Below are 20370 nucleotides of genomic sequence, written 5' to 3'. Positions count from 1 at the left end.
CCATCGACCAGTTACCTGATCAGTGGACAGCGGCAAAGTCGCTGATGCTCAGATCAATAGCGCCACTGATTTGATCTGTGCCCAGAGCATCTGCCCAGGGCGCAGGCCGAGCTGGTCTGCCGAGTAACGGGTAACACGTGCGAGCAGGGCACTGCCGGCGGCGTCCAGGCTGACCAGTACATGGGCGGGGTTGTCGGCTTCGCGGTATTCACGCACCCGCACTGGTAAGCGATTGAGGATGCTTGACGCGCTGTCGGCAGCCAGGGCCAGGCTGACGTCGCGCGCCTGCACCTTGAGCCGGTGGGTGCTGCCGACCACCAGCGACGGGTGGGCGATACGCAACAACTGAGTGTCACTGCCGGGTAGGCGCAGATCGAACAGCTGATAGTGCGGATCATGTCCCACCACCACGCCCTCGAGCACCACGCCCGCATCTTCGCCTTGGGCCAGCGACAGGTCGAGGCGGGCCAGGGTCTGGCCAATCGGCCCGCTGGCCATGGCCTTGCCCTGCTCGAGCAGTACCAGATGATCAGCCAGGCGGGCGACTTCATCCTGCGCATGACTGACGTACACCACGGGGATGTCCAGTTCATCGTGCAGCCGTTCCAGGTAAGGCAGGATCTCGCGCTTGCGCGGGCCGTCCAGGGCTGCCAAGGGTTCATCCATCAGCAACAGCCGTGGGCTGCTGAGCAGGGCCCGGGCAATGCCCACTCGTTGCGCTTCGCCGCCTGACAGCGTGGCTGGCTTGCGCTCGAGCAAATGGCCGATACCGAGCAGTTGGCAGGCCTGATCCAGGCTGACTTTGCGCTCATTGGCCTTGATGCGTCGCCAGCCGAACTCAAGGTTGCCGCGCACCGAAAGATGCGGGAACAGGCTAGCCTCTTGGAACACATAGCCGACCGGGCGCAGGTGCGGGGCCAGAAACAAGCCGCGTGCGCTGTCTTCCCAGACCTCGCCATTGACTTCGATGTAAGCGCTGCTGGCGCGCTCAAGCCCGGCCAGGCAGCGCAGGCAGGAGGTCTTGCCGGAGCCGGAGTGGCCAAACAGCGCGCTGATCCCGCGCCCTGGCAGCTGCAGGTCGACATCCAGGGTAAAATCGTCGCGGCCAAGGGTCAGCCGCGCCACTATCGATGAACTCATTTCAGCTCCAGCCAGCCTTGCCACGCCGGCCCGCATAGAGCAGGAGCAGCACCAGGAAGGAGAATACCAGCATGGCCCCGGCCAGCCAGTGCGCTTGCGTATAGGCCATGGCCTCGACGTGATCGAAGATCTGCACCGAGACCACCCGGGTCTTGTCCGGAATATTGCCACCGATCATCAGCACCACGCCGAATTCGCCCACGGTGTGGGCAAAGCCAAGGATGCTGGCGGTGACAAAGCCGGGTCGGGCCAGCGGTAGCACCACGTGCACGAAGGTATCCCAAGGGCTGGCGCGCAAGGTTGCGGCGACTTCCAATGGGCGTGGGCCGATGGCGTTGAATGCGTTTTGCAACGGCTGCACCACGAACGGCATCGAATACACCACCGAGCCGATCACCAGCCCGGTAAAACTGAACACCACGCTACCCAGGCCGAGCGCCTGGGTGGCCTGGCCGATCCAACCGTGCGGCCCTAGGGCGATCAGCAGGTAGAAGCCAATTACCGTCGGCGGCAGCACCAGCGGCAAGGCCACCACCGCGCCGATTGGCCCGCGCAGCCATGACTGGGTACGCGCTAGCCACCAGGCGATGGGCGTACCCACCACCAGCAGGATCAAGGTGGTCAAGCTGGCCAGTTTGATGGTCAGCCAAATCGCCCCCAGGTCACTGGCGTCGAGTGGCATCAGATTTCATAGCCGTAGGATTTGATCAGCGCAGCGGCTTTTGGGCCCTTCAGATAATCGACCAGAGCTTTGGCCGCCGGATTGTCCTTGCCTTTGTTGAGGATGACTGCGTCTTGACGGATCGGCTCGTGCAGATCGGCAGGCACGATCCAGGCCGAGCCGTTCTCGACCTTGCCGTCCTTGTAGATTTGCGACAGGGCGACGAAGCCCAGTTCGGCATTGCCGGTGGAGACGAATTGGAACGCCTGGGTGATGTTCTGACCTTCGACGATCTTGCCTTTGGTGGCGTCGGTCAGTTGCAACTTGTCCAGAACCTGGGTAGCGGCCAGGCCGTAGGGCGCGGTCTTCGGGTTGGCGATGGACAGGTGCTTGTAGTCATTACTTTTCAATACAGCGCCTTTGTCGTCGACATAGCCAGGCTTGGCCGACCATAGCGCCAGGGTGCCGATGGCATAGGTGAAGCGCGAGCCTGCGACGGTTTCTTTTTCCTGCTCCAGTTTGGCCGGGGTGCTGTCGTCGGCGGCGAGGAACACTTCGAATGGCGCGCCATTCTTGATCTGCGCATAAAACTGCCCGGTGGCGCCATAGGCAGCCACCAGTTTGTGGCCGGTGTCCTTCTCGAAGTCCTTGGCAATGGCCTGGATCGGAGCGGTGAAGTTGGCGGCGACGGCAACCTGGACCTCATCTGCCCATGCACTATTGAGGGTAATCAGGCCGGCCAGTGCGGTGACGGCCAGGTGTGACAGATGAATACGCATGAAGCAGCTCCAGAGGGCAGGTTATCGTTATGTGGCTGACTATATAGCGATAACCCGCTGAGCGGGAAGAGGCGCGCCGTACTTGTAGAAGCAGGCTTGACCCGCGATAGGGGCCAGAACGATAACAATCCCTGACTCAGCGCCCCAATTGGGCCAATGCTTTCTCTGCAATGTCCCGGGTCAAGTCGCCCGCCGGCATCGCCCGCCCCAAACGCAACGCCTGGCCCGACCACAGATTGCTGAAATCACTGCTGCCTTTGGCATCACTGATTGCCCGCAACGGCATTAACGCACCGCCGGCCAGCGGAAAGCGCGGCGCCAGCTCACTCATCGGCCCCAGCTCGCGCATGATCCGATTATTGATGCCACGCGCCGGTCGCCCGGTGAACAGGTTGGTCAGTGCCGTATCGCTGGCAGGTGCGCTGTCCAGCGCCTGCCGGTGGGCAGGCGACACCTTGGCCTCGGGGCAGAACAGGTAGGCTGTGCCAATCTGCACTGCCGAGGCGCCCAGGGCCAGGGCCGCGACCAGCCCGCGGTGGTCGCTGATACCGCCCGCGGCGATCACGGGCACGCGCACCGCATCCACCACCTGCGGCACCAGGGCAAAGGTGCCGATCTGGCTGGTGATGTCCTCGCTCAAGAACATGCCGCGATGCCCACCCGCTTCATAGCCCATGGCGATGATCGCGTCGCAGCCATGGGCCTCTAGCCACAGCGCCTCTTCTACCGTGGTGGCACTGGACAGCACCTTGGCGCCCGTTGCCTTGACCCGTTGCAGCAGGTCGGCACGTGGCAGGCCAAAATGGAAGCTGACCACTTGCGGCAGTAACTGTTCGACCAATTGGCAGCTGTGCTCATCGAACGGCGCGCGGTTGGAAACAGGCGTGGGGGCGTCAAAGTCTGCCCCGACTTCTTCATAGTACGGCTTGAGTGCCTGCTTCCAGCGCGCGGCACGCTCAACGTCGGCGACTGGCGGTTGGTGGCAGAAGAAGTTGAGATTCAGCGGTCCCAGGCAGGCCGCGCGGAAAGCGTCGATCTCGCTGCGCACCTGCTCCAGGCTGAGCATGGCGCAAGGTAACGCTGCCAGCCCCCCGGCATTGCCCACCGCAATCGCCATGGCCGAGCCCGTGGCGCCGGCCATGGGCGCTTGGAGAATGGGCACATCGATGCCCAACAGATCGAGAATGCGGCGGTCTGACCAGGTGCTCATGCGCGACTCCTTGTGCGGTGTGACGACGGGGGCTTACCTCTGGGGGGTTACAGGGCCTTGCTGACCTGGATGTCGCTGATCTTCTCAGCGTCATCGCCATGGATCTTGCGCAGCGCTTGCAGGGCCTGCTCGGTGGAGCTGTCGGGCATCAGGGCGAAGTCCCAACGGCGCTCGCCATCGAGTTTGTACTTGATCACGTATTTGATGGTCTGGGTCATGGGGCTTATCTCAGTTGCGACGACGAGCGACGGATGATCTTGATCTTGTGGGTGAAGGTCGGCTTACGCGTGACCGAGATCGGGCGCGGGGTGACGGTATCGATGGTGATGTTCCAGAAACCGGTGCTCGGCACGGTGATCTTGGCCGGGAAGCGATCGAAGGCGCCGCCGTGGTAGGTGTGACGACCGCCATTCTTGAAGCTGCGGAAGTTGGCGTCGTTCATCAGGCGGATGTTGCAGCGCTGGGAACACTCGATAACGACGATATCGTCCTCGTTGAGATGCTCGCGCTGGTGTACGAATTTCATGTGATGCTCCGCAAGGTTTATCTCTGCAAACGCGAAAGATATCACGATGTAAGGGTACACTCGCGCCCCTGTTGACCGGGCTAGGGATAAATCCGCCAAAGCAGGGAGCAAATCCGCCCGGGCGTTGTCATACACAATCTTTAAAGGGCAGAGGTACAACGAATGAAGTGGGTGGTGGCGGCGATGACCTTGACTTTGGGCGGCTGCGTCAGTGTTTCGGAACTGGAGCAATCGCGAGAAACCATGGATGTGATTTCTGGCAAGACCCCGCGTGCTTACGCTGACTGCGTCAAAGCCGAGCTGGCTGACAGCCGCGATGCGTTGCAGGAAGAGCAGCGTGGTGATGGCTTGCGCTTGATCGTGCCGCAAAAGCTGACCGCAGGTACCGGCCCGGCCGCGCTGCTGGACATCGACAAACGCGGCAGCGGCAGCAGCATCAAGCTGCGTGAGCGTTTGAACAACTTCCCCCTGCGGTTGGGCGACGTGCGTAGCGCCGCGACCAAGTGCATCTCAGGATCTTGATCTAGCTCAGCTCAGGAGCAATTAACGGGCAGATTGCCATCTTCTTGTCCGGTAGGCGTTGTTCCCTGCCGGAGGATAAGCCTAGACTTTTTGTGCTTATACCCATTAAGCCTAAGCTTATAACAAGGAAATGGAGCGTCCCGTGATCAAACCGTTGAGTCGCGTCGCGATCAGCACTGCGCTGATCCTGGCCTGGCCTGCGGCGCATGCCGCCGATGGCCAGAAAATCTTCACGCAAGGCGGGCAGAATCCTGCCGCCATGGCTTGCCTGGGCTGTCATGGCGCCGATGGCAAAGGCATTGCCGCCGCAGGCTTCCCCCGCTTGGCTGGACTCCCCGCCGGATACCTCAACAAGCAATTGGGCGACTTTCGCAATGGCAGTCGCAAGCAGGCGGTCATGGAGCCGCTGGCCAAGGCCTTGAGCGAAGAAGAAGCCAAGGCCGTCAGTGCCTACCTGGCCAACCTGCCCAGTGACCCTGCCCCCGAGCAGCGCCGGCAACAGATCGCCACCGATCCGGTGACGCGCCTGGCGCTGTATGGCGACTGGAGTCGGCACATCCCAGGTTGTGTGCAGTGCCACGGGCCGGGCGGTAGCGGCGTTGGTGAGCACTTTCCGCCGTTGGCCGGGCAGCCGGCCAGTTACTTGGTGGCGCAACTCAATGCCTGGCGCGATGGCAGCCGCAGCAACGACCCCAACCAGTTGATGGTCGGCGTGGCCAAGGCGATGACCGATGCTGAGGTTACGGCGGTTGCCGCGTTCTTCGCCGAGCCTCGCGGCCAGGAGGCCAAGCCATGAAGCCGATGATCCCAGCCCTGTTACTGTTGGCCGTGGGCAGCCTTCAGGCGGCGCCGATTGCTATGGAAGATCAGTCCCAGCTCAAGGTGCCAGGCATGCAGGCTGCCCCGCAGTTCACCCCGCCAGCGGAAAGTGAGCTGCCAGACAATGCGTTTGGCAAAATGGTCCGCGAAGGTCATGCGCTGTTTGTCGATACCCGCAGACTGATGCCCGAGGCCGTGGGTAATGGCATGAACTGCAGCAACTGCCACCTTGACCAGGGGCGCATGGCCTTCTCTGCGCCGTTGTGGGGTGCGTATCCGATGTATCCGGCGTATCGCAAGAAGAACGACAAGGTCAACACCTTCGCCGAGCGCATCCAAGGCTGCTTCCAGTTCAGCATGAACGGCAAGCCACCGGCTGCCGACAGCCCGCAGATGACTGCACTCAGTGTCTACGCCTACTGGCTCTCGACCAAAGCGGCTACCGGTATCGAGACACCTGGTCGCGGCTACCCGGAGGTTCCTAAGCCCAAGGGCGGCTATGACTTCAAGCGTGGCCAGCAGGTGTATCGCGAGCAATGCGCGATTTGTCACGGCGACCAGGGCGAAGGCCAGCAAGTGGCAGGGGAATACGTGATGCCGCCGCTGTGGGGCAAGGACTCCTACAACTGGGGCGCAGGGATGCACCGGATCAACACCGCGGCGTCGTTCATCAAGTACAACATGCCGCTGGGCCGGCCCGGCAGCCTGAGCGATCAGCAGGCTTGGGATGTCGCCGCCTGGATCAATCGTCACGAGCGCCCGCAGGATCCGCGCCTGGTCGAGGGTTCCATCGAGAAGACCCGGGTGAAGTTCCACGCCAATGACGGGGTGAACCTTTATGGACAGACGGTCGAAGGATTGCTGATCGGCCAGGGCAGCGAGTAATCGTCCGGACGATAGGGGGGGGCTGCAAGGCAGCCCCTGTGCGTGTACCGCGGTTGCTGAATTCTTTGCTTCAACAGGCGAACCAAAGCGCTTCGAACAGCTGCAATCCCCTCAAAATCTTGGGGGTGATTGGTTTTCACTGAGTGCAATATTTACGATTGGTCGGAACTATCTACACTGGGTTATCTCTATCATGGCATCGGTCGCCCGAGGGCGGGGCATTGTAAGGTGCGTGCCGCCTGATTAGACTGCGCCGAATTTCGTACGCAAAGCCCTTGTTAAGGACGTATATGATCAAAAAATGCTTGTTCCCGGCAGCCGGCTACGGCACTCGCTTCCTGCCCGCTACCAAAGCCATGCCCAAGGAAATGCTGCCGGTGGTCAACAAGCCACTGATCCAGTATGGCGTTGAAGAGGCACTGGACGCTGGCCTGAACGAGATTTCCATCGTTACCGGCCGCGGCAAGCGTGCCCTGGAAGACCATTTCGACATCAGCTACGAGCTGGAAAACCAGATCAAGGGCACCGACAAGGAAAAATACCTGGTCGGTATCCGTCGCCTGCTTGACGAGTGTTCATTCTCCTACACCCGTCAGACCGAAATGAAAGGTCTGGGTCACGCGATCCTCACCGGCCAGCCGCTGATCGGCGATGAACCGTTCGCCGTGGTGCTGGCAGACGACCTGTGCGTCAACCCGGAAGGCGATGGCGTGCTGACCCAGATGGTCAAGCTGTACAACCAGTTCCGCTGCTCGATCATCGCCATCCAGGAAGTCGATCCGCAGGAAACCAACAAGTACGGCGTCATCGCCGGCGACATGATCCGCGACGACATCTTCCGTGTGACCAACATGGTCGAGAAGCCGGCTCCAGAAGACGCTCCGTCGAACCTGGCGATCATCGGTCGTTACATCCTGACCCCGGATATCTTCGATATCATCAAGAATACCCCGCCGGGCAAAGGTGGCGAGATCCAGATCACCGACGCCTTGATGCAGCAGGCGCAGAACGGCTGCGTGATTGCCTACAAGTTCAAAGGCAAGCGCTTCGACTGCGGCGGCGCCGAAGGCTACATCGACGCAACCAACTTCTGCTTCGAGAACTACTACAAGACCGGCAAGGCTTACTGACTCGCCACGCCAGGTCGACAAGCCACCCCTCGGGGTGGCTTTTTTGTTTGTGGCGGCCAACGGCGGTATGCTGAGCGCCAGCCAAGGAGACTGAATACATGGCCTACGATTTTGATCTGTTCGTGATTGGCGCCGGTTCCGGCGGTGTGCGTGCCGCGCGCTTTGCAGCGGGCTTCGGTGCTAAGGTCGCTGTGGCCGAGAGCCGCTACCTGGGCGGTACGTGCGTAAACGTTGGCTGCGTGCCGAAAAAACTGCTGGTCTACGGGGCTCACGTGGCCGACGAGCTGGAGCAAGCTGCAGGCTTCGGCTGGACCTTGGAAGAAGGGCACTTCGACTGGGGTACCCTGATCGCCAACAAAAACCGCGAGATCGAGCGCCTCAACGGCATCTATCGCAACCTGCTGGTCAACAGTGGAGTCACCCTGCTGCAAGGCCATGCTCGCCTGACCGGCGCCCACGAAGTGGAAGTCGAAGGCCAGCGCTACAGCGCCGAGCACATCCTCATCGCCACCGGTGGCTGGCCGCAGGTGCCGGACATCCCTGGCAAGGAGCTGGCTATCACCTCCAACGAGGCGTTCTACCTCAAGGAGCTGCCACGGCGGATCCTGGTAGTGGGTGGCGGCTATATCGCTGTCGAATTCGCCGGCATCTTCCAGGGCCTGGGCAGCGATACCACGTTGCTTTATCGCGGCGACCTGTTCTTGCGCGGCTTCGATGGCTCGGTGCGTACCCATCTCAAAGAAGAGCTGGATAAACGCGGCCTGAATCTGCAATTCAACAGCGATATCCAGCGCATCGACCAGCAGGATGACGGCAGCCTCAAGGCCACCCTCAAGGACGGCCGCGAGCTGATCACCGACTGCGTGTTCTACGCCACCGGTCGACGGCCCATGCTGGATAACCTCGGGCTGGAAAATACCGGTGTGGAGCTCGATCCGCGTGGCTTCGTGCGCGTCGACGAGCAGTACCAGACCACCGAGCCGTCGATCCTGGCCATTGGTGATGTCATCGGTCGCGTACAGCTGACGCCGGTCGCGCTGGCTGAAGGCATGGCGGTGGCGCGGCGGTTGTTCAAGACTGAGCAATACCGCCCAGTGGACTATCAGAACATCCCGACTGCGGTGTTCAGCCAGCCGCCGATTGGCACGGTGGGACTGACCGAAGAGCAGGCGCTGGAAGCCGGGCACAACGTGCAGATATTCGAGAGCCGCTTCCGGGCGATGAAGCTGACCCTGACCGACATCCAGGAAAAGACCTTGATGAAGCTGGTGGTCGACGCTGACACCGACAAGGTACTGGGTTGTCACATGGTTGGGCCTGATGCCGGCGAGATCATCCAAGGCTTGGGTATCGCGCTCAAGGCGGGTGCTACCAAGCAGCAGTTTGACGAAACCATCGGCGTCCACCCAACGGCGGCCGAAGAGTTCGTGACCATGCGTACGGTAACGCGATGAGTAACCGCCCAGATACGTTCTGCTATGCATGTTTCTGATCAGCACGGTCGAGCTTTCCTGCCTGTTTTCTCTGCTTGTCTTACAGCGTGCTACTGACGCCTTCTTGATACTGCCCTGGCGCTGCCCAAGCAGCGTCGGTCGGTATTGGCTGATCGTATTCATCAGCGTTGAGAGGAAAGTGAACATGAGCACTTTGTCCAAGGTATTCTTTGTCGCGAGCAGTTTGCTGGTCTGGTCAGGGCAAGCGTCGGCTGATCGTGGTCAGATTAACTTCCAGGGTGAGTTGCGCTCATCGACTTGCGCCGTCAGCAACGAGAACGGAAACCCACAGGTGCAGCTTCCTGTCATCGATACCAGTGAGCTGAGCAGGGTAGGTAGTGTTGCTGGGCCGATACTGTTCCGACTTGAAGTGGAAAACTGTCCACCTGGGTTGAGTGAGATTTCTGTGCACTTCGAGGGCCAGAACATAAGCCCGGAGGGACGCCTTAATGTCGCAGAAGGTGGCGCTGAGAATGTTCAGCTGCAGTTGCTCAATAACCAACAGCAGCCAATGGACCTTGCCGCCGCGAAAGGTTCTCAAAATGTGCAACGCATTGATGTGCAAGACGGACGAGCCAACTTGGCCTTCTTCGTACGCTACTACTCAACCGGAAATGCCACGCCAGGCCCAGTAAGCTCCAACGTCCAGTACTCCCTCGACTACCTCTGAGTACTTCGCGCAGCGCGCATGCGGCTGCATTTTCCTGCGTATTCAAAGTGAAAGTTCATGGAACGTTTTCTCAACGTATTCAGGCGTGGAGCGCTGCTGGCTGGCTGTTTGCTTTCCATGCAGACCGACGCCGGTGTGGTCATCGGCGCTACGCGCGTCATCTTTCCTGCTGAACAGCGTGAAGTCACCGTGAAGATGACCAATGTTGGCAGTCACCCATCATTGGTCCAGTCCTGGGTCGATGATGGCCACCCTGAGGTCCCCCTGGAGCATCTGCGCGTTCCGTTCAGGCTGACGCCGCCGTTGTTTCGTCTTGACCCCGGCAAGGCGCAAAGTCTCAGGCTGTTTCACACGGGCGAAGTGATGCCAGGGGACCGGGAAAGCCTGTACTGGCTCAATGTCCTGGAGGTCCCTCCCAAGGGGGCGGGCAATTTCCTGCAGTTTGCTCTGCGCTCTCGGATCAAGCTGCTGTATCGCCCGCAGGGCCTGCCGGGCAAAGCCACTGATGCACATAGAGCTGTCACCTGGCAGGTGGTGCGTGATGGCCACGCCTGGGCGATGCAGGCAGACAACTCCGGGCCTTTTTTCGTCAATCTGGCAAGGTTGGAGATAATCCAGGGTGAGCAGGTAATCAGCCTTAAGCCTGCTCATGTTGCGCCTTTCGCGAGCGTTCGCTTTGCGCTAGAGGCTGGCGATCGGCCCGCCGCCATTGAACTGCGTTATGCGGTCATTGATGACTATGGTGCGGTGCGTGACGCACCTGCGGTTTCTGTGGCGCAATGGGAGCAGTGAGGTGGTGTGCTTCAGCCCTGGCAAGGGCCGGCTCCTTAGCCCCTGTGGCCAAGTGCTTGTTGGATCGCTTAGCGCACTTGGTGCTGCTGTAGCAGTGGCTGTCGAATTCGACGCCGCATTGTTACGCCAGGGTTCGTCGGCTGACTTGCGTCGCTTTGAGCAGGGCGCTCAAGCGCCGCAAGGGAGCTTCAGTATCGATATCACTCTGAACCAACAGTGGAAGGGGCGCCACGTCGTGGTGCTCAAGGTTCCACCGGGTGCCGTAGAGAGCGCGGCTTGTTACAGTGAAACGCTGCTGCACAGACTGGGGCTGGATACGCAGCGGTTTGGTGATAGTGTCCGCGAGGCGTTGGCAGGCAGAGGCGCGTGTATTGCCCTTGACAGGCTCGGCGTAGTTGCCACTGAAACGCTGGACTTCGACAATCTGCGTCTGGAACTACAGATCGCGCAGGACGCTTTGCGCCGACAGCCAAGCGGCTATCTACCCCCTGATCAATGGGACAGTGGAGTCAGCGCGGGCTTCATCAATTACAGCTTCAGCCACTATCAACGTCAGGACCGACAACAGCGCAGTAATTTGCAACAGAGCTTTCTGGGGCTGCGCACTGGGCTGAATACGGGTAACTGGTATTGGCGTCACGATGGCAGCTGGCAGGCTTCAAGTACCGGTGCGACCGGTTACCAAGCGGGTGCTACTTCAGTCAGAACCGACGTCCCGATCTGGTCGGCGCAGATTACCGTAGGTGATGGCTACAGCAGTGCGGGTGTGTTTCCCGGTAGCGCATTTCGCGGAGTACTGCTGGGCACTGATGAGCGCATGCTGGCACAGGAGCTGCGCGGCTTTGCGCCGACGGTAAAAGGAGTGGCCAACAGCACCGCTTTATTAACTGTTCGTCAGCGAGGTGTATTGCTTCATGAGTCTACGATCGCGCCAGGCCCCTTCGAGATCGATGACCTGCATGCCAGCGGTCTGAGCGAAGAGCTTGAGGTGAGCTTGCGCGAGGCCGATGGCAGCGTGCGCACGTTTTTTCTGCCAAATCAGGTAGCCCCTCTAGCCTTGCGGCCTGGTGCCAGCCGGTTCGAATTTAGCAGTGGCGTCTGGCGCAACGATTCAGGGCGGACCGGTCCAGGCTTCATTCAAGGTAGCTGGCAGCAGGGCTTGGACAATCGCTTGAGCTTGCATGGCGGCGTCTGGCTCGCTGAGGATTATCTTGCCAGCGCTATGGGGGCCGCAATCAATAGCGGTGTCGGCGCCTTTGGCTTGACCCATTACCACAGTCGCACCACGTTATCCTCAGGGCAGGCTGGCAGAGGCGATGCCATGCGCCTGAGTTGGCGTCATCGGCTGTCAGGGGCGGGAACGGACCTCGGTGCCACCCTTACCCAAAGCAACAGCGCGGATCACTACAGTTTCGATGAGTTCGCCAACGAAAGTCACAGAGGCCGCGCAAGGCCGCTGCGAAGACGCCTGCAGTTGAGCGTGCATCAGCACTTGGGCGACAAGGCCGGGCGTTTGAGCTTCACCACCAGCGACCGGCTTAATTGGTCGGGAGGTGGGCGCAGGATGGGCTACAACCTGGGCTACAGCAACTACCTTGGCGCGTTGACCTATGGGCTCAATATCAATCGTGAACAGGGCGCCTTGGGGCAAGCCTTCACGAACTATACGTTCAACGCCAGTGTGCCATTTGGTGAGCGCCGACGCTCGACACTCAGTAGTGGTGTCAATGTCGATTCCCTGGGACGTAGTACCTCCAACCTGCGCTGGAGTGCTGTCGATGGCGAGCAGGGACAATGGGGGTATGGACTTGCAGTGGCCCAGCAGCAGGGCGTGCGCAACGATGCAGGGCTGGATGCCACTTTGCGCCACAATGGCGCTGGCGGTCAGATCAGTGGCTCGCTGGTCAACCGCCGTGGCTATCGCCAGGCGGCGGTGGGGGCGCAAGGCGCGTTGGTCGCCCATGGGGGAGGGGTAATTGCCGCACCGCCGTTGGGCGATAGCTTCGCCATCGTGCAGGCGCCTGGCGCCGCCGGCGCGGGTATCCGCCAGCATCCACAGGTGCGCCTCGATCGACGCGGATACGCCGTGCTACCGTCGCTCGCGCCTTACCAGCTCAATAGCGTGGAACTCGACCCTAAGGGCACCGCTCAGGATGTCGAACTGCAACTCACTGGCCAGTCGGTGGCGCCGCGGGCCGGCGCCGCCACGCTGCTGCATTATCCGACGCGTGTTGGCAGTCTGCAGGTGATCGAAGCTCGACTGAACGATGGCACAGCGCTGCCGTTTGGCGCACAGGTCTTTGATGAGCAAGGCCTGGAGCTGGGTTTGGTTGGGCAGGGTAGCCAGTTGTATGTACGTAGCGCTGGCGATCAGCCTAAATGGCAGGTGGTGTGGGGCGATACTGAGGGTGAACAGTGCTGGATCGCATCCGAACCGAGGACTGAGCAAGAGCAGTCCGCGATCATTTGTACGCCGAGTGTTCGGGGCGGGTCTTAGGTGTGCCGGTAGCCTAGGAATCAAACAATCTATCGGTAACCCAGCTTTATAGCCAAAACCAATCAGCAGCATCAGGTTTGCCAATGAGCCTTTATCGGGATGAGCGGTTAGGATTCTCTGCGTCAACCCATTTCAAACCCCATGAAGGAGCGCATCTCATGCCTATCATCAACAGCCAGGTCAAACCGTTCAACGCTACTGCCTTCCACAACGGCGAATTCGTTCAGGTGAGCGAAGCCGATCTGCAAGGCAAGTGGTCTGTCGTGTTCTTCTACCCGGCCGACTTTACCTTTGTCTGCCCAACCGAGCTGGGCGACCTGGCCGACAACTACGCTGAGTTCCAGAAGCTGGGCGTGGAAATCTACGGCGTGTCCACCGACACCCACTTCACCCACAAAGCCTGGCACGACACCTCGGAAACCATCGGCAAGATCAAGTACCCGCTGATCGGTGACCCGACCCACGTCATCTCGCGCAACTTCGACGTGCTGATCGAAGAAGCCGGCCTGGCCGATCGCGGTACCTTCGTGATCAACCCAGAAGGCCAGATCAAGATCGTCGAAATCAACGACGGTGGTGTAGGCCGCGACGCCAGCGAGCTGCTGCGCAAGGTCAAGGCTGCCCAGTACGTTGCCGCCCACCCAGGCGAAGTCTGCCCGGCCAAGTGGAAAGAAGGCGAAGCTACCCTGGCGCCATCGCTGGACCTGGTTGGCAAGATCTAACGCCATGCCCCAGCTGCGGGCGGTGAGCAACCGCCACTTCTAAGTTGTCACCGCCCCGTAGAAAACGCCCGGGCGACCTCGCCTGGGCGTTTTTATTTACACGTTTGAACAAGGAATCGCCCGTATGTTGGACGCCACGCTTAAATCGCAACTGAAAACCTACCTGGAGCGGGTCACCCAGCCGATCGAGATCGTTGCCTCCCTCGACGACGGCGCGAAGTCCCGCGAATTGCACGACCTGCTGGTGGAAATCGCCGGCCTGTCGAACCTGATTACCTTGAGCAAGGATGGCACCGACGCCCGTCGCCCGTCGTTCTCGCTTAATCGCCCTGGTGCGGACATTAGCCTGCGTTTCGCCGGCATCCCTATGGGGCATGAGTTCACCTCGCTGGTACTGGCGCTGCTGCAAGTCGGTGGCCATCCGTCCAAGGCCAGTGCCGAAGTGATCGAGCAGATCCAGGCGCTGGAGGGTGAATTCACCTTCGAGACTTACTTCTCGCTGTCATGTCAGAACTGCCCGGACGTGGTCCAGGCGCTGAACCTGATGGCCGTGCTCAACCCTAACGTGCGCCATGTGGCCATCGACGGTGCCCTGTTCCAGGAAGAGGTCGAGGCGCGCAAGGTTATGGCCGTGCCGAGCATCTACCTCAACGGCGAAGTGTTCGGCCAGGGCCGGATGGGCCTGGAAGAGATTCTCGGCAAGATCGACACCAACTCCGGTGCTCGCCAGACCGAGAAGATCAACGCCAAGGGCGCTTTCGACGTGCTGGTGGTCGGCGGTGGCCCGGCCGGCGCTGCAGCGGCGATCTACGCCGCGCGTAAAGGTATCCGCACCGGTGTTGCCGCTGAGCGCTTCGGCGGTCAGGTGCTCGACACCATGGCCATTGAGAACTTCATTTCGGTTCAGGAAACCGAAGGGCCGAAGCTGGCTTCGGCGCTGGAAGAGCACGTCAAGCAGTACGACGTCGACATCATGAACTTGCAACGCGGCGAAGCGCTGATCCCGGCCACCGATGGCGGCTTGCATGAAGTGCGTCTGGCTGGCGGTGCGTCGCTCAAGGCCAAAGCCGTGATCCTGGCCACGGGCGCCCGCTGGCGCGAAATGAACGTGCCCGGTGAGCAGCAATACCGCGCCCGTGGCGTGGCCTACTGCCCGCACTGTGATGGCCCGCTGTTCAAAGGCAAGCGCGTGGCAGTGATCGGTGGCGGTAACTCTGGCGTGGAGGCGGCCATCGACCTGGCTGGTATCGTGGCCCAGGTGACCCTCATCGAGTTCGACAGCCAACTGCGTGCAGATGCTGTATTGCAGCGCAAACTGCACAGCCTGCCCAACGTCAAGGTGATCACCAGCGCACTGACGACTGAAGTGCTCGGTGATGGCGAGAAGGTCAACGGTCTGCGCTATAAGGACCGCACCACCGACCAACAGCACGATCTGGCGCTGGAAGGCATCTTTGTGCAAATCGGCCTGCTGCCTAATACCGATTGGCTCAAGGGTACGGTCGAGTTGTCGCCGCGCGGTGAGATCATCGTCGACGCCAAGGGCCAGACCAACATCCCGGGCGTGTTCGCTGCAGGTGACGTGACCACGGTGCCGTACAAACAAATCGTGATCGCGGTGGGCGAGGGGGCCAAGGCATCGTTGTCGGCGTTCGATCACCTAATCCGGACCTCTGCGCCAGCTTGATTGCGCTAGCTCAATGACAAACGCCGCCTGTTTGGGCGGCGTTTTTTTGCGCCAGTCAGTCCCGCCCTCATCGCGGGGCAAGCCCGCTCCCACGCCGACTTGCCCCGCGGTAAGCTTGGACTGACACTCGATGATCAATCGTACAGAGCGTTCCAAGTGGTGTGTCTATAGTGAAGACAGACACCTGCCAATGAGGCCCCTGATGCGTTTGATCAGCCGCGAACCCTGGTGGTTAGTGCCACCCCAGCCTGGGCAGAAAGAGCAGGACCTGCATTGGGGCTATCTGGAAATCTACGCCGACGGTAGCACCGTTTTTGTCGACCAGCGCCCCAGCGATCAGGAGCTGGCCGAGCGCAAGAGCTGCCGCAACTTCCCCGACCCCGCACCGCCCTGATTCAGCCTTCGAGCTGCGCCAGGCGCTCTTCCAGCGCAGCGATGCGTGCCTCGAGTGCTTCGATGCGCTCTTGCGAGACACCCGTTGCAGGGCTTCTCTCGCCACCACTTTGTTGGCGCGCAGCCAGAATGGCCTCGATTTCCGCCGGGTCACCCAGGGCATGGGTGTAGCGGTCTTCACGCTGCCCTGCCTGACGTGGCAAATGCACCGCCAACTCACGGGAAATCAAGCGCTCCAGCTGATGCTGAACCTGCTCGCCATCCTCGAATTCATGCAGACGATTGCTGCGTGTCAGCAGCTCATTGATAGTCTGTGGCCCACGCAGGAACATCAGGCCCATCAACACCAACTGCGCTGGCACCAACTCCAGCGCCTTGTCCACCCGCTGCTCCCAGCGGTCGGCACGGCTGCCCATCTGCAGGCGGGCAAAACCTTGCCCTTCGAGTGTGCGCAGGGCCTGGCCGACCTGGCCTGGAGAGAGGTTCATGACCGGCTCACGGCTGGTTTTCTGGTTGCAGGCCAGGACCAGGGCGTTGAGGGTCAAGGGGTAACTTTCAGGGCTGGTGGCCTGCTTTTCGATCAGCGAGCCAAGAATGCGGATTTCGGTGCTGGTGAAGCGGCCTTCGCTGGCGTTTTGGTGTTCTGACATGGCCCTGTCTCGTTGCGAGGAAAGGCCCCTAGACTAGGGGCCTGGCAGGGTAAAGACAAGCAGCCTCAGGCGCCGCGACGCGCCTGGGCTTCGCAGGCAGCAGCGGTGAAGATGACGTCGGTGGAAGAGTTCAGGGCTGTTTCCGCCGAGTCTTGCAGCACGCCGATGATGAAGCCAACCGCCACCACCTGCATGGCGATCTCGCTGGGGATGCCGAACAGGCTGCAGGCCAGTGGAATCAGCAGCAGCGACCCACCCGCTACACCCGAGGCGCCGCATGCGCATACCGCAGCGACGATGCTGAGCAGCACTGCGGTCGGCAGGTCGACAGCGATTCCCAAGGTGTGCACTGCGGCCAGAGTCAGTACGGTGATGGTGATAGCCGCGCCGGCCATGTTGATGGTCGCACCCAGGGGGATCGACACCGAATAGGTATCCTCGTGCAGGCCGAGCTTCTGCGACAGTGCCAGGTTGACCGGGATGTTGGCCGCTGAGCTGCGGGTAAAGAATGCGGTGATACCGCTTTCGCGCAGACACAACAGCACCAGCGGGTAGGGGTTGCGGCGGATCTTCCAGAACACGATCAGCGGGTTCATCACCAGCGCCACGAACAGCATGCAGCCAATCAGTACCGCCAGCAGGTGCAAGTAGCCAAGCAGCGCTTGCAGGCCGGACTGGGCCAGGGTCGAGGCGACCAGGCCGAAGATCCCCAGCGGCGCGAAGCGGATCACGACGCGTACGATCAGGGTTACCCCGTTGGACAGGTCATCGACCACGCTGCGGGTGGTTTCGCCGGCATGGCGCAGGGCAATGCCCAGGCCGATGGCCCAGGTCAGTACGCCGATGAAATTGGCGTTCATCAAAGCGCTGATGGGGTTGTCTACGGCGCTGAGCAGCAGGTTTTGCATCACCTCGGTGATCCCCCCAGGGGCACTCAGCGAGGCCTCGCTGGCGCTCAACACCAAGGAGGAGGGGAACAGCATGCTGGCGACTACCGCGACTACGGCAGCGGCGAAAGTGCCCAGCAGGTAAAGCCACAGAATGGGGCGGATGTGGGTTTCCTGACCGTGACGATGGTTGGCGATAGACGCCATGACCAGGATGAACACCAGCACTGGCGCCACCGCTTTGAGGGCGCTGACGAAGACCTTGCCCAGAAACGCCATATCACGCGCCACGGCGGGGGCGAGCAGGGCCAGGGCAATGCCGGCGACCAGGCCGATGACGATCTGGGTCACCAGGCTGGTACGGTTGAGCAGACGAAGGACGGGGGACATGTGCAGCACAATCTCAGGGACTTGGACGGGCGCGACTTTACCATAGACCTTTGTCGGCAGGTTTGGGCCTCTGCGCCGGTAATCGCTGCGCCGGACCGCTGGCGAACGCCCTGGCCATCACCAATTGAACAGCTCCCGCCGCGCGCCTTCGGTAATGGCCACGATCCCCGGATGCTTGACCTTGCGCTCCACCGAGATCGCATAGAAGGACTCGTTCACTGCCTCGGTCTGGCCGATCAGCACCACCCCATACTGGCGGCAGACCTCCTCGGCAATCACGCTGGGGGCGACGAAAATGCCGCTGCCAGACTGGCCGAAGGCCTGCATCAAGGCACTGTCGTCGAACTCGCCAATGATCCGCGGTTGCACATGTTGCTCGGATAACCAACGCAGCAGCCGGCTGCGCACCACGGTTTCCTGACCTGGGATCAGCAGCGGAGCATCGTTCAGGCAGGCGGGAAAGGGCTGGTGGTGGCGTTCGGCCAGGGCAGGGGTAGCGAAGAAGCTCAAGCCACATTCGCCGAGCTTTTGGCTGTAGCCCTTGATATCCAGGTGGCTAGGCATCGGGCTGTCGGAAATCACCAGGTCCAGGCGCTGGATGGCCAGGTCCGCCAGCAGTCGCTCAAGCTTGTCTTCCCGGCAATTGATGCGCAGCACGCCTTCAAGCTCCATGGTTGGCGCCAGTAGTCGATAGACGATCGACTTGGGCACCACGTCAGCCACCCCGACCCGGAACAGGATCTGCTCCTGCGGCCCGGCGCGCAGCATGGCCTCCAGCTCGCCGCCAATCTGAAACATCTGCTCGGCGTACACCAAGGCCTGGCGCCCGGTTTCGGTCAGCTCAAGCTGCCGACCGACCCGCTGGAACAGCTCCAGGCTGTGGGTCTGTTCGAACAGGCTGATCTGCCCGCTGATGGTCTGCGGGGTGAGGTTCAATTGCTCGCTGGCGCGGGCAATGCTGCCTGTGCGGGCGACCACCCAGAAATAATGCAACTGCCGGTAGTTAAGCATCTCGGGATTACCATTATTCGGAATAACCGAAGTATAACCGCTAAAAAAACGAATTTTCCGGATGTTTCCATTTCACTAGAATGCCTTCCCATCAGGCATCGTGCGTGCCGCCCGGACATGACAAGTGAGGAACCCATGCTACAACTGAAATCCATTGGCACCCCATTGGTGCTGGCTTTGGCGCTGTTCACCATGGCAGGCTGCGACCAGGCGGAAAAATCTGCCCAGCAGATGCTCGATCAGGCCGCCGAATCGGCCAAGCAGGCGATCGACGACACTAATAAAGCCGCCCAGCAGGCTTTGAATGACGCCATCGGCGGCGAGGGCGAGAAGTCGTCCAAGCCAGCCGCTGAGCAAGACAAGACCCAGGACATCTGATTTACAGACCCCAAACAGGATTGATTCATGGAATATTTGCTGGAACTCGCCGCAAGCCCGACCGCCTGGGTTGCCCTGGCCACTCTGGTGGCGATGGAAGTCGTACTGGGTATCGACAACCTGATCTTCATCTCGATCCTGACCAACAAGCTGCCGGTGGAATATCGCTCCAAGGCTCGCCGTATCGGTATCAGCATGGCCTTGATCATGCGCCTGGCGCTGCTCAGCACCGTGGCTTGGATCGTCCAGTTGACCGATCCTGTGATCGAACTGTTTGGTAATGCCTTCTCCTGGAAGGACATGATCCTGATTGCCGGTGGTCTGTTCCTGCTGTGGAAGGCGACCAAAGAAATCCACGAAAGCGTCGACCCGCATGGTGCCAAGGAGGAGGCCAAGGTTTCCAGCACCGTCACCCTGGGCTTCGCTGCAGCGATCTTCCAGATCCTGCTGTTGGACATCGTGTTCTCGGTCGATAGCATCATCACCGCCGTGGGCATGACCGAGCACTTGCCGATCATGATCATTGCCGTGATCGCTGCCGTGATCGTGATGATGGTTGCGGCCGATCCGCTGGCCAACTTCATCAACGACAACCCGACGGTAGTCATGCTGGCCTTGGGCTTCCTGATCATGATCGGTATGACCCTGATCGCCGAAGGTTTCGGTGCGCATGTACCGAAGGGCTATGTGTATGCGGCGATGGCCTTCTCGACCGTGATCGAGATGCTCAACATCTTCGCTCGTCGGGCGCGGTTGAAGCGTGAGGCGGCTGAAGGTTAAGCAACAGTTAGCTGCAAGTTGCACTCAGTATTGGGGCCGCAAAGCGGCCCCAAGTCTTTTAAGAGCAATAGCAGTTAGGGGCGGTGAAGGCTCAATGCGCCCCAGCATGCCGTCGAGCGCGGCGCACAGACTGCTGCTTGGGTTGGACCTGCGGCGGCAGGTGATGGTGCGAGTGACGACGCACGATGCGCAGTACACCCCAGAGCATGGCGGCAGCGACACTGATCCACATACCCACCAGCATAAGAATTGCCATTGTCAGGCTCATGTGTGCCTCCTTCTCTCAGGCAAGCCCCAGGCTCGCCCTCCAGACACTGCTTTAGTCTAGCTCGCCCCCCGTGACGTTCC

23 protein-coding genes are annotated in these 20370 nt (G+C 60.8%); 13 read left to right on the top strand and 10 right to left on the bottom strand.

Annotated features, from left to right (window positions below):
- Positions 1 to 48: 48 nt before the first annotated feature.
- The 6 genes from modC to ACF8K2_RS01760 form a co-directional block, all read right to left on the bottom strand.
- On the bottom strand, positions 49 to 1140 hold the full coding sequence (gene modC, locus ACF8K2_RS01785) for a molybdenum ABC transporter ATP-binding protein (protein ID WP_392463235.1): 1092 nt from the start codon (positions 1138 to 1140) through the stop codon (positions 49 to 51).
- Between the two features lies 1 nt (position 1141).
- Positions 1142 to 1822, bottom strand: coding sequence for a molybdate ABC transporter permease subunit (gene modB / locus ACF8K2_RS01780; RefSeq protein ID WP_392463233.1), 681 nt, complete (start codon positions 1820 to 1822; stop codon positions 1142 to 1144).
- Positions 1822 to 2580 (bottom strand): molybdate ABC transporter substrate-binding protein, encoded by a 759-nt coding sequence (gene modA, locus ACF8K2_RS01775; RefSeq protein ID WP_392463231.1) that lies wholly within the window; start codon positions 2578 to 2580, stop codon positions 1822 to 1824. Before modA ends, modB begins: the two co-directional genes overlap by 1 nt.
- Positions 2581 to 2716: 136 nt before the next feature.
- Positions 2717 to 3790, bottom strand: coding sequence for an NAD(P)H-dependent flavin oxidoreductase (locus ACF8K2_RS01770; protein ID WP_392463229.1), 1074 nt, complete (start codon positions 3788 to 3790; stop codon positions 2717 to 2719).
- A gap of 47 nt (positions 3791 to 3837) precedes the next feature.
- Positions 3838 to 4008, bottom strand: a complete 171-nt coding sequence (locus ACF8K2_RS01765) for a hypothetical protein (RefSeq protein ID WP_186556725.1) — start codon at positions 4006 to 4008, stop codon at positions 3838 to 3840.
- A 5-nt stretch (positions 4009 to 4013) separates the two neighbouring features.
- A complete protein-coding gene (locus ACF8K2_RS01760; RefSeq protein WP_186556724.1) occupies positions 4014 to 4316 on the bottom strand; it encodes a DUF1883 domain-containing protein in 303 nt (100 codons plus the stop codon).
- Positions 4317 to 4478: 162 nt separating this feature from the next.
- Between ACF8K2_RS01760 and ACF8K2_RS01755 the strand changes: the two genes are divergently transcribed.
- The 11 genes from ACF8K2_RS01755 (at position 4479) to ACF8K2_RS01705 (ending at position 15927) form a co-directional block, all read left to right on the top strand.
- Positions 4479 to 4838, top strand: a complete 360-nt coding sequence (locus ACF8K2_RS01755; RefSeq protein WP_392463227.1) for a hypothetical protein — start codon at positions 4479 to 4481, stop codon at positions 4836 to 4838.
- Between the two features lie 145 nt (positions 4839 to 4983).
- Complete coding sequence (locus ACF8K2_RS01750) at positions 4984 to 5634, top strand: c-type cytochrome (protein WP_392463261.1); 651 nt, start codon at positions 4984 to 4986, stop codon at positions 5632 to 5634.
- Positions 5631 to 6542, top strand: coding sequence for a c-type cytochrome (locus ACF8K2_RS01745; protein ID WP_392463225.1), 912 nt, complete (start codon positions 5631 to 5633; stop codon positions 6540 to 6542). Before ACF8K2_RS01750 ends, ACF8K2_RS01745 begins: the two co-directional genes overlap by 4 nt.
- Positions 6543 to 6832: 290 nt before the next feature.
- Positions 6833 to 7672, top strand: a complete 840-nt coding sequence (gene galU, locus ACF8K2_RS01740; protein WP_016391540.1) for a UTP--glucose-1-phosphate uridylyltransferase GalU — start codon at positions 6833 to 6835, stop codon at positions 7670 to 7672.
- A gap of 98 nt (positions 7673 to 7770) precedes the next feature.
- Entirely contained in the window at positions 7771 to 9126 is a 1356-nt protein-coding gene (gene gorA / locus ACF8K2_RS01735) for a glutathione-disulfide reductase (RefSeq protein WP_392463224.1), read from the top strand.
- 28 nt (positions 9127 to 9154) lie between these two features.
- The gene (locus tag ACF8K2_RS01730; protein WP_392463222.1) at positions 9155 to 9835 is read left to right on the top strand and encodes a fimbrial protein; all 681 of its coding nucleotides are present in this window, start codon (positions 9155 to 9157) and stop codon (positions 9833 to 9835) included.
- A 57-nt stretch (positions 9836 to 9892) separates the two neighbouring features.
- Entirely contained in the window at positions 9893 to 10627 is a 735-nt protein-coding gene (locus tag ACF8K2_RS01725; protein WP_392463221.1) for a molecular chaperone, read from the top strand.
- A gap of 94 nt (positions 10628 to 10721) precedes the next feature.
- A complete protein-coding gene (locus ACF8K2_RS01720) occupies positions 10722 to 13124 on the top strand; it encodes a fimbria/pilus outer membrane usher protein (protein ID WP_392463220.1) in 2403 nt (800 codons plus the stop codon).
- 158 nt (positions 13125 to 13282) lie between these two features.
- Entirely contained in the window at positions 13283 to 13846 is a 564-nt protein-coding gene (gene ahpC / locus ACF8K2_RS01715) for an alkyl hydroperoxide reductase subunit C (RefSeq protein ID WP_186556717.1), read from the top strand.
- Between the two features lie 124 nt (positions 13847 to 13970).
- Entirely contained in the window at positions 13971 to 15533 is a 1563-nt protein-coding gene (ahpF, locus tag ACF8K2_RS01710; RefSeq protein ID WP_392463218.1) for an alkyl hydroperoxide reductase subunit F, read from the top strand.
- A gap of 202 nt (positions 15534 to 15735) precedes the next feature.
- Entirely contained in the window at positions 15736 to 15927 is a 192-nt protein-coding gene (locus ACF8K2_RS01705) for a hypothetical protein (protein WP_392463216.1), read from the top strand.
- A gap of 1 nt (position 15928) precedes the next feature.
- Here ACF8K2_RS01705 and ACF8K2_RS01700 read toward each other — a convergent pair whose 3' ends face one another.
- From ACF8K2_RS01700 to nhaR, 3 genes are all read right to left on the bottom strand, one after another.
- Positions 15929 to 16576, bottom strand: a complete 648-nt coding sequence (locus ACF8K2_RS01700) for a YceH family protein (RefSeq protein ID WP_392463215.1) — start codon at positions 16574 to 16576, stop codon at positions 15929 to 15931.
- Between the two features lie 65 nt (positions 16577 to 16641).
- Positions 16642 to 17853 (bottom strand): serine/threonine transporter SstT, encoded by a 1212-nt coding sequence (gene sstT, locus ACF8K2_RS01695; RefSeq protein ID WP_392463213.1) that lies wholly within the window; start codon positions 17851 to 17853, stop codon positions 16642 to 16644.
- A gap of 117 nt (positions 17854 to 17970) precedes the next feature.
- Complete coding sequence (gene nhaR / locus ACF8K2_RS01690; protein ID WP_392463212.1) at positions 17971 to 18864, bottom strand: transcriptional activator NhaR; 894 nt, start codon at positions 18862 to 18864, stop codon at positions 17971 to 17973.
- Positions 18865 to 18999: 135 nt separating this feature from the next.
- Here nhaR and ACF8K2_RS01685 point away from each other — a divergent pair, with 135 nt between their 5' ends.
- On the top strand, positions 19000 to 19242 hold the full coding sequence (locus ACF8K2_RS01685) for a hypothetical protein (RefSeq protein ID WP_186556711.1): 243 nt from the start codon (positions 19000 to 19002) through the stop codon (positions 19240 to 19242).
- Positions 19243 to 19269: 27 nt separating this feature from the next.
- Positions 19270 to 20022, top strand: a complete 753-nt coding sequence (locus ACF8K2_RS01680) for a TerC family protein (protein ID WP_186556710.1) — start codon at positions 19270 to 19272, stop codon at positions 20020 to 20022.
- Positions 20023 to 20113: 91 nt separating this feature from the next.
- Here the strand turns inward: ACF8K2_RS01680 and ACF8K2_RS01675 are convergent, their stop codons facing one another.
- The gene (locus tag ACF8K2_RS01675; RefSeq protein ID WP_186556709.1) at positions 20114 to 20290 is read right to left on the bottom strand and encodes a hypothetical protein; all 177 of its coding nucleotides are present in this window, start codon (positions 20288 to 20290) and stop codon (positions 20114 to 20116) included.
- Positions 20291 to 20370 lie beyond the last annotated feature (80 nt).

It is taken from the genome of Pseudomonas sp. xss_2, assembly GCF_043104195.1.
In the GTDB taxonomy this organism is placed as follows: Bacteria; Pseudomonadota; Gammaproteobacteria; order Pseudomonadales; family Pseudomonadaceae; genus Aquipseudomonas; species Aquipseudomonas urmiensis.
Note: the sequence above shows the minus strand (reverse complement) of the source record. Positions and strands in the feature narration are given on the sequence as shown.

Coding starts and splice junctions, on each gene's coding strand:
- ahpC (WP_186556717.1), top strand. CDS start 13,283: ATGCCTATCATCAACAGCCAGGTCAAACCGTTCAACGCTACTGCCTTC.
- modA (WP_392463231.1), bottom strand. CDS start 2,580: ATGCGTATTCATCTGTCACACCTGGCCGTCACCGCACTGGCCGGCCTG.
- ACF8K2_RS01730 (WP_392463222.1), top strand. CDS start 9,155: ATGTTTCTGATCAGCACGGTCGAGCTTTCCTGCCTGTTTTCTCTGCTT.
- ACF8K2_RS01765 (WP_186556725.1), bottom strand. CDS start 4,008: ATGACCCAGACCATCAAATACGTGATCAAGTACAAACTCGATGGCGAG.
- ACF8K2_RS01675 (WP_186556709.1), bottom strand. CDS start 20,290: ATGAGCCTGACAATGGCAATTCTTATGCTGGTGGGTATGTGGATCAGT.
- nhaR (WP_392463212.1), bottom strand. CDS start 18,864: ATGCTTAACTACCGGCAGTTGCATTATTTCTGGGTGGTCGCCCGCACA.
- galU (WP_016391540.1), top strand. CDS start 6,833: ATGATCAAAAAATGCTTGTTCCCGGCAGCCGGCTACGGCACTCGCTTC.
- ahpF (WP_392463218.1), top strand. CDS start 13,971: ATGTTGGACGCCACGCTTAAATCGCAACTGAAAACCTACCTGGAGCGG.
- modB (WP_392463233.1), bottom strand. CDS start 1,822: ATGCCACTCGACGCCAGTGACCTGGGGGCGATTTGGCTGACCATCAAA.
- ACF8K2_RS01755 (WP_392463227.1), top strand. CDS start 4,479: ATGAAGTGGGTGGTGGCGGCGATGACCTTGACTTTGGGCGGCTGCGTC.
- modC (WP_392463235.1), bottom strand. CDS start 1,140: ATGAGTTCATCGATAGTGGCGCGGCTGACCCTTGGCCGCGACGATTTT.
- ACF8K2_RS01745 (WP_392463225.1), top strand. CDS start 5,631: ATGAAGCCGATGATCCCAGCCCTGTTACTGTTGGCCGTGGGCAGCCTT.
- ACF8K2_RS01725 (WP_392463221.1), top strand. CDS start 9,893: ATGGAACGTTTTCTCAACGTATTCAGGCGTGGAGCGCTGCTGGCTGGC.
- ACF8K2_RS01760 (WP_186556724.1), bottom strand. CDS start 4,316: ATGAAATTCGTACACCAGCGCGAGCATCTCAACGAGGACGATATCGTC.
- ACF8K2_RS01680 (WP_186556710.1), top strand. CDS start 19,270: ATGGAATATTTGCTGGAACTCGCCGCAAGCCCGACCGCCTGGGTTGCC.
- sstT (WP_392463213.1), bottom strand. CDS start 17,853: ATGTCCCCCGTCCTTCGTCTGCTCAACCGTACCAGCCTGGTGACCCAG.
- ACF8K2_RS01685 (WP_186556711.1), top strand. CDS start 19,000: ATGCTACAACTGAAATCCATTGGCACCCCATTGGTGCTGGCTTTGGCG.
- gorA (WP_392463224.1), top strand. CDS start 7,771: ATGGCCTACGATTTTGATCTGTTCGTGATTGGCGCCGGTTCCGGCGGT.
- ACF8K2_RS01705 (WP_392463216.1), top strand. CDS start 15,736: ATGCGTTTGATCAGCCGCGAACCCTGGTGGTTAGTGCCACCCCAGCCT.
- ACF8K2_RS01700 (WP_392463215.1), bottom strand. CDS start 16,576: ATGTCAGAACACCAAAACGCCAGCGAAGGCCGCTTCACCAGCACCGAA.
- ACF8K2_RS01770 (WP_392463229.1), bottom strand. CDS start 3,790: ATGAGCACCTGGTCAGACCGCCGCATTCTCGATCTGTTGGGCATCGAT.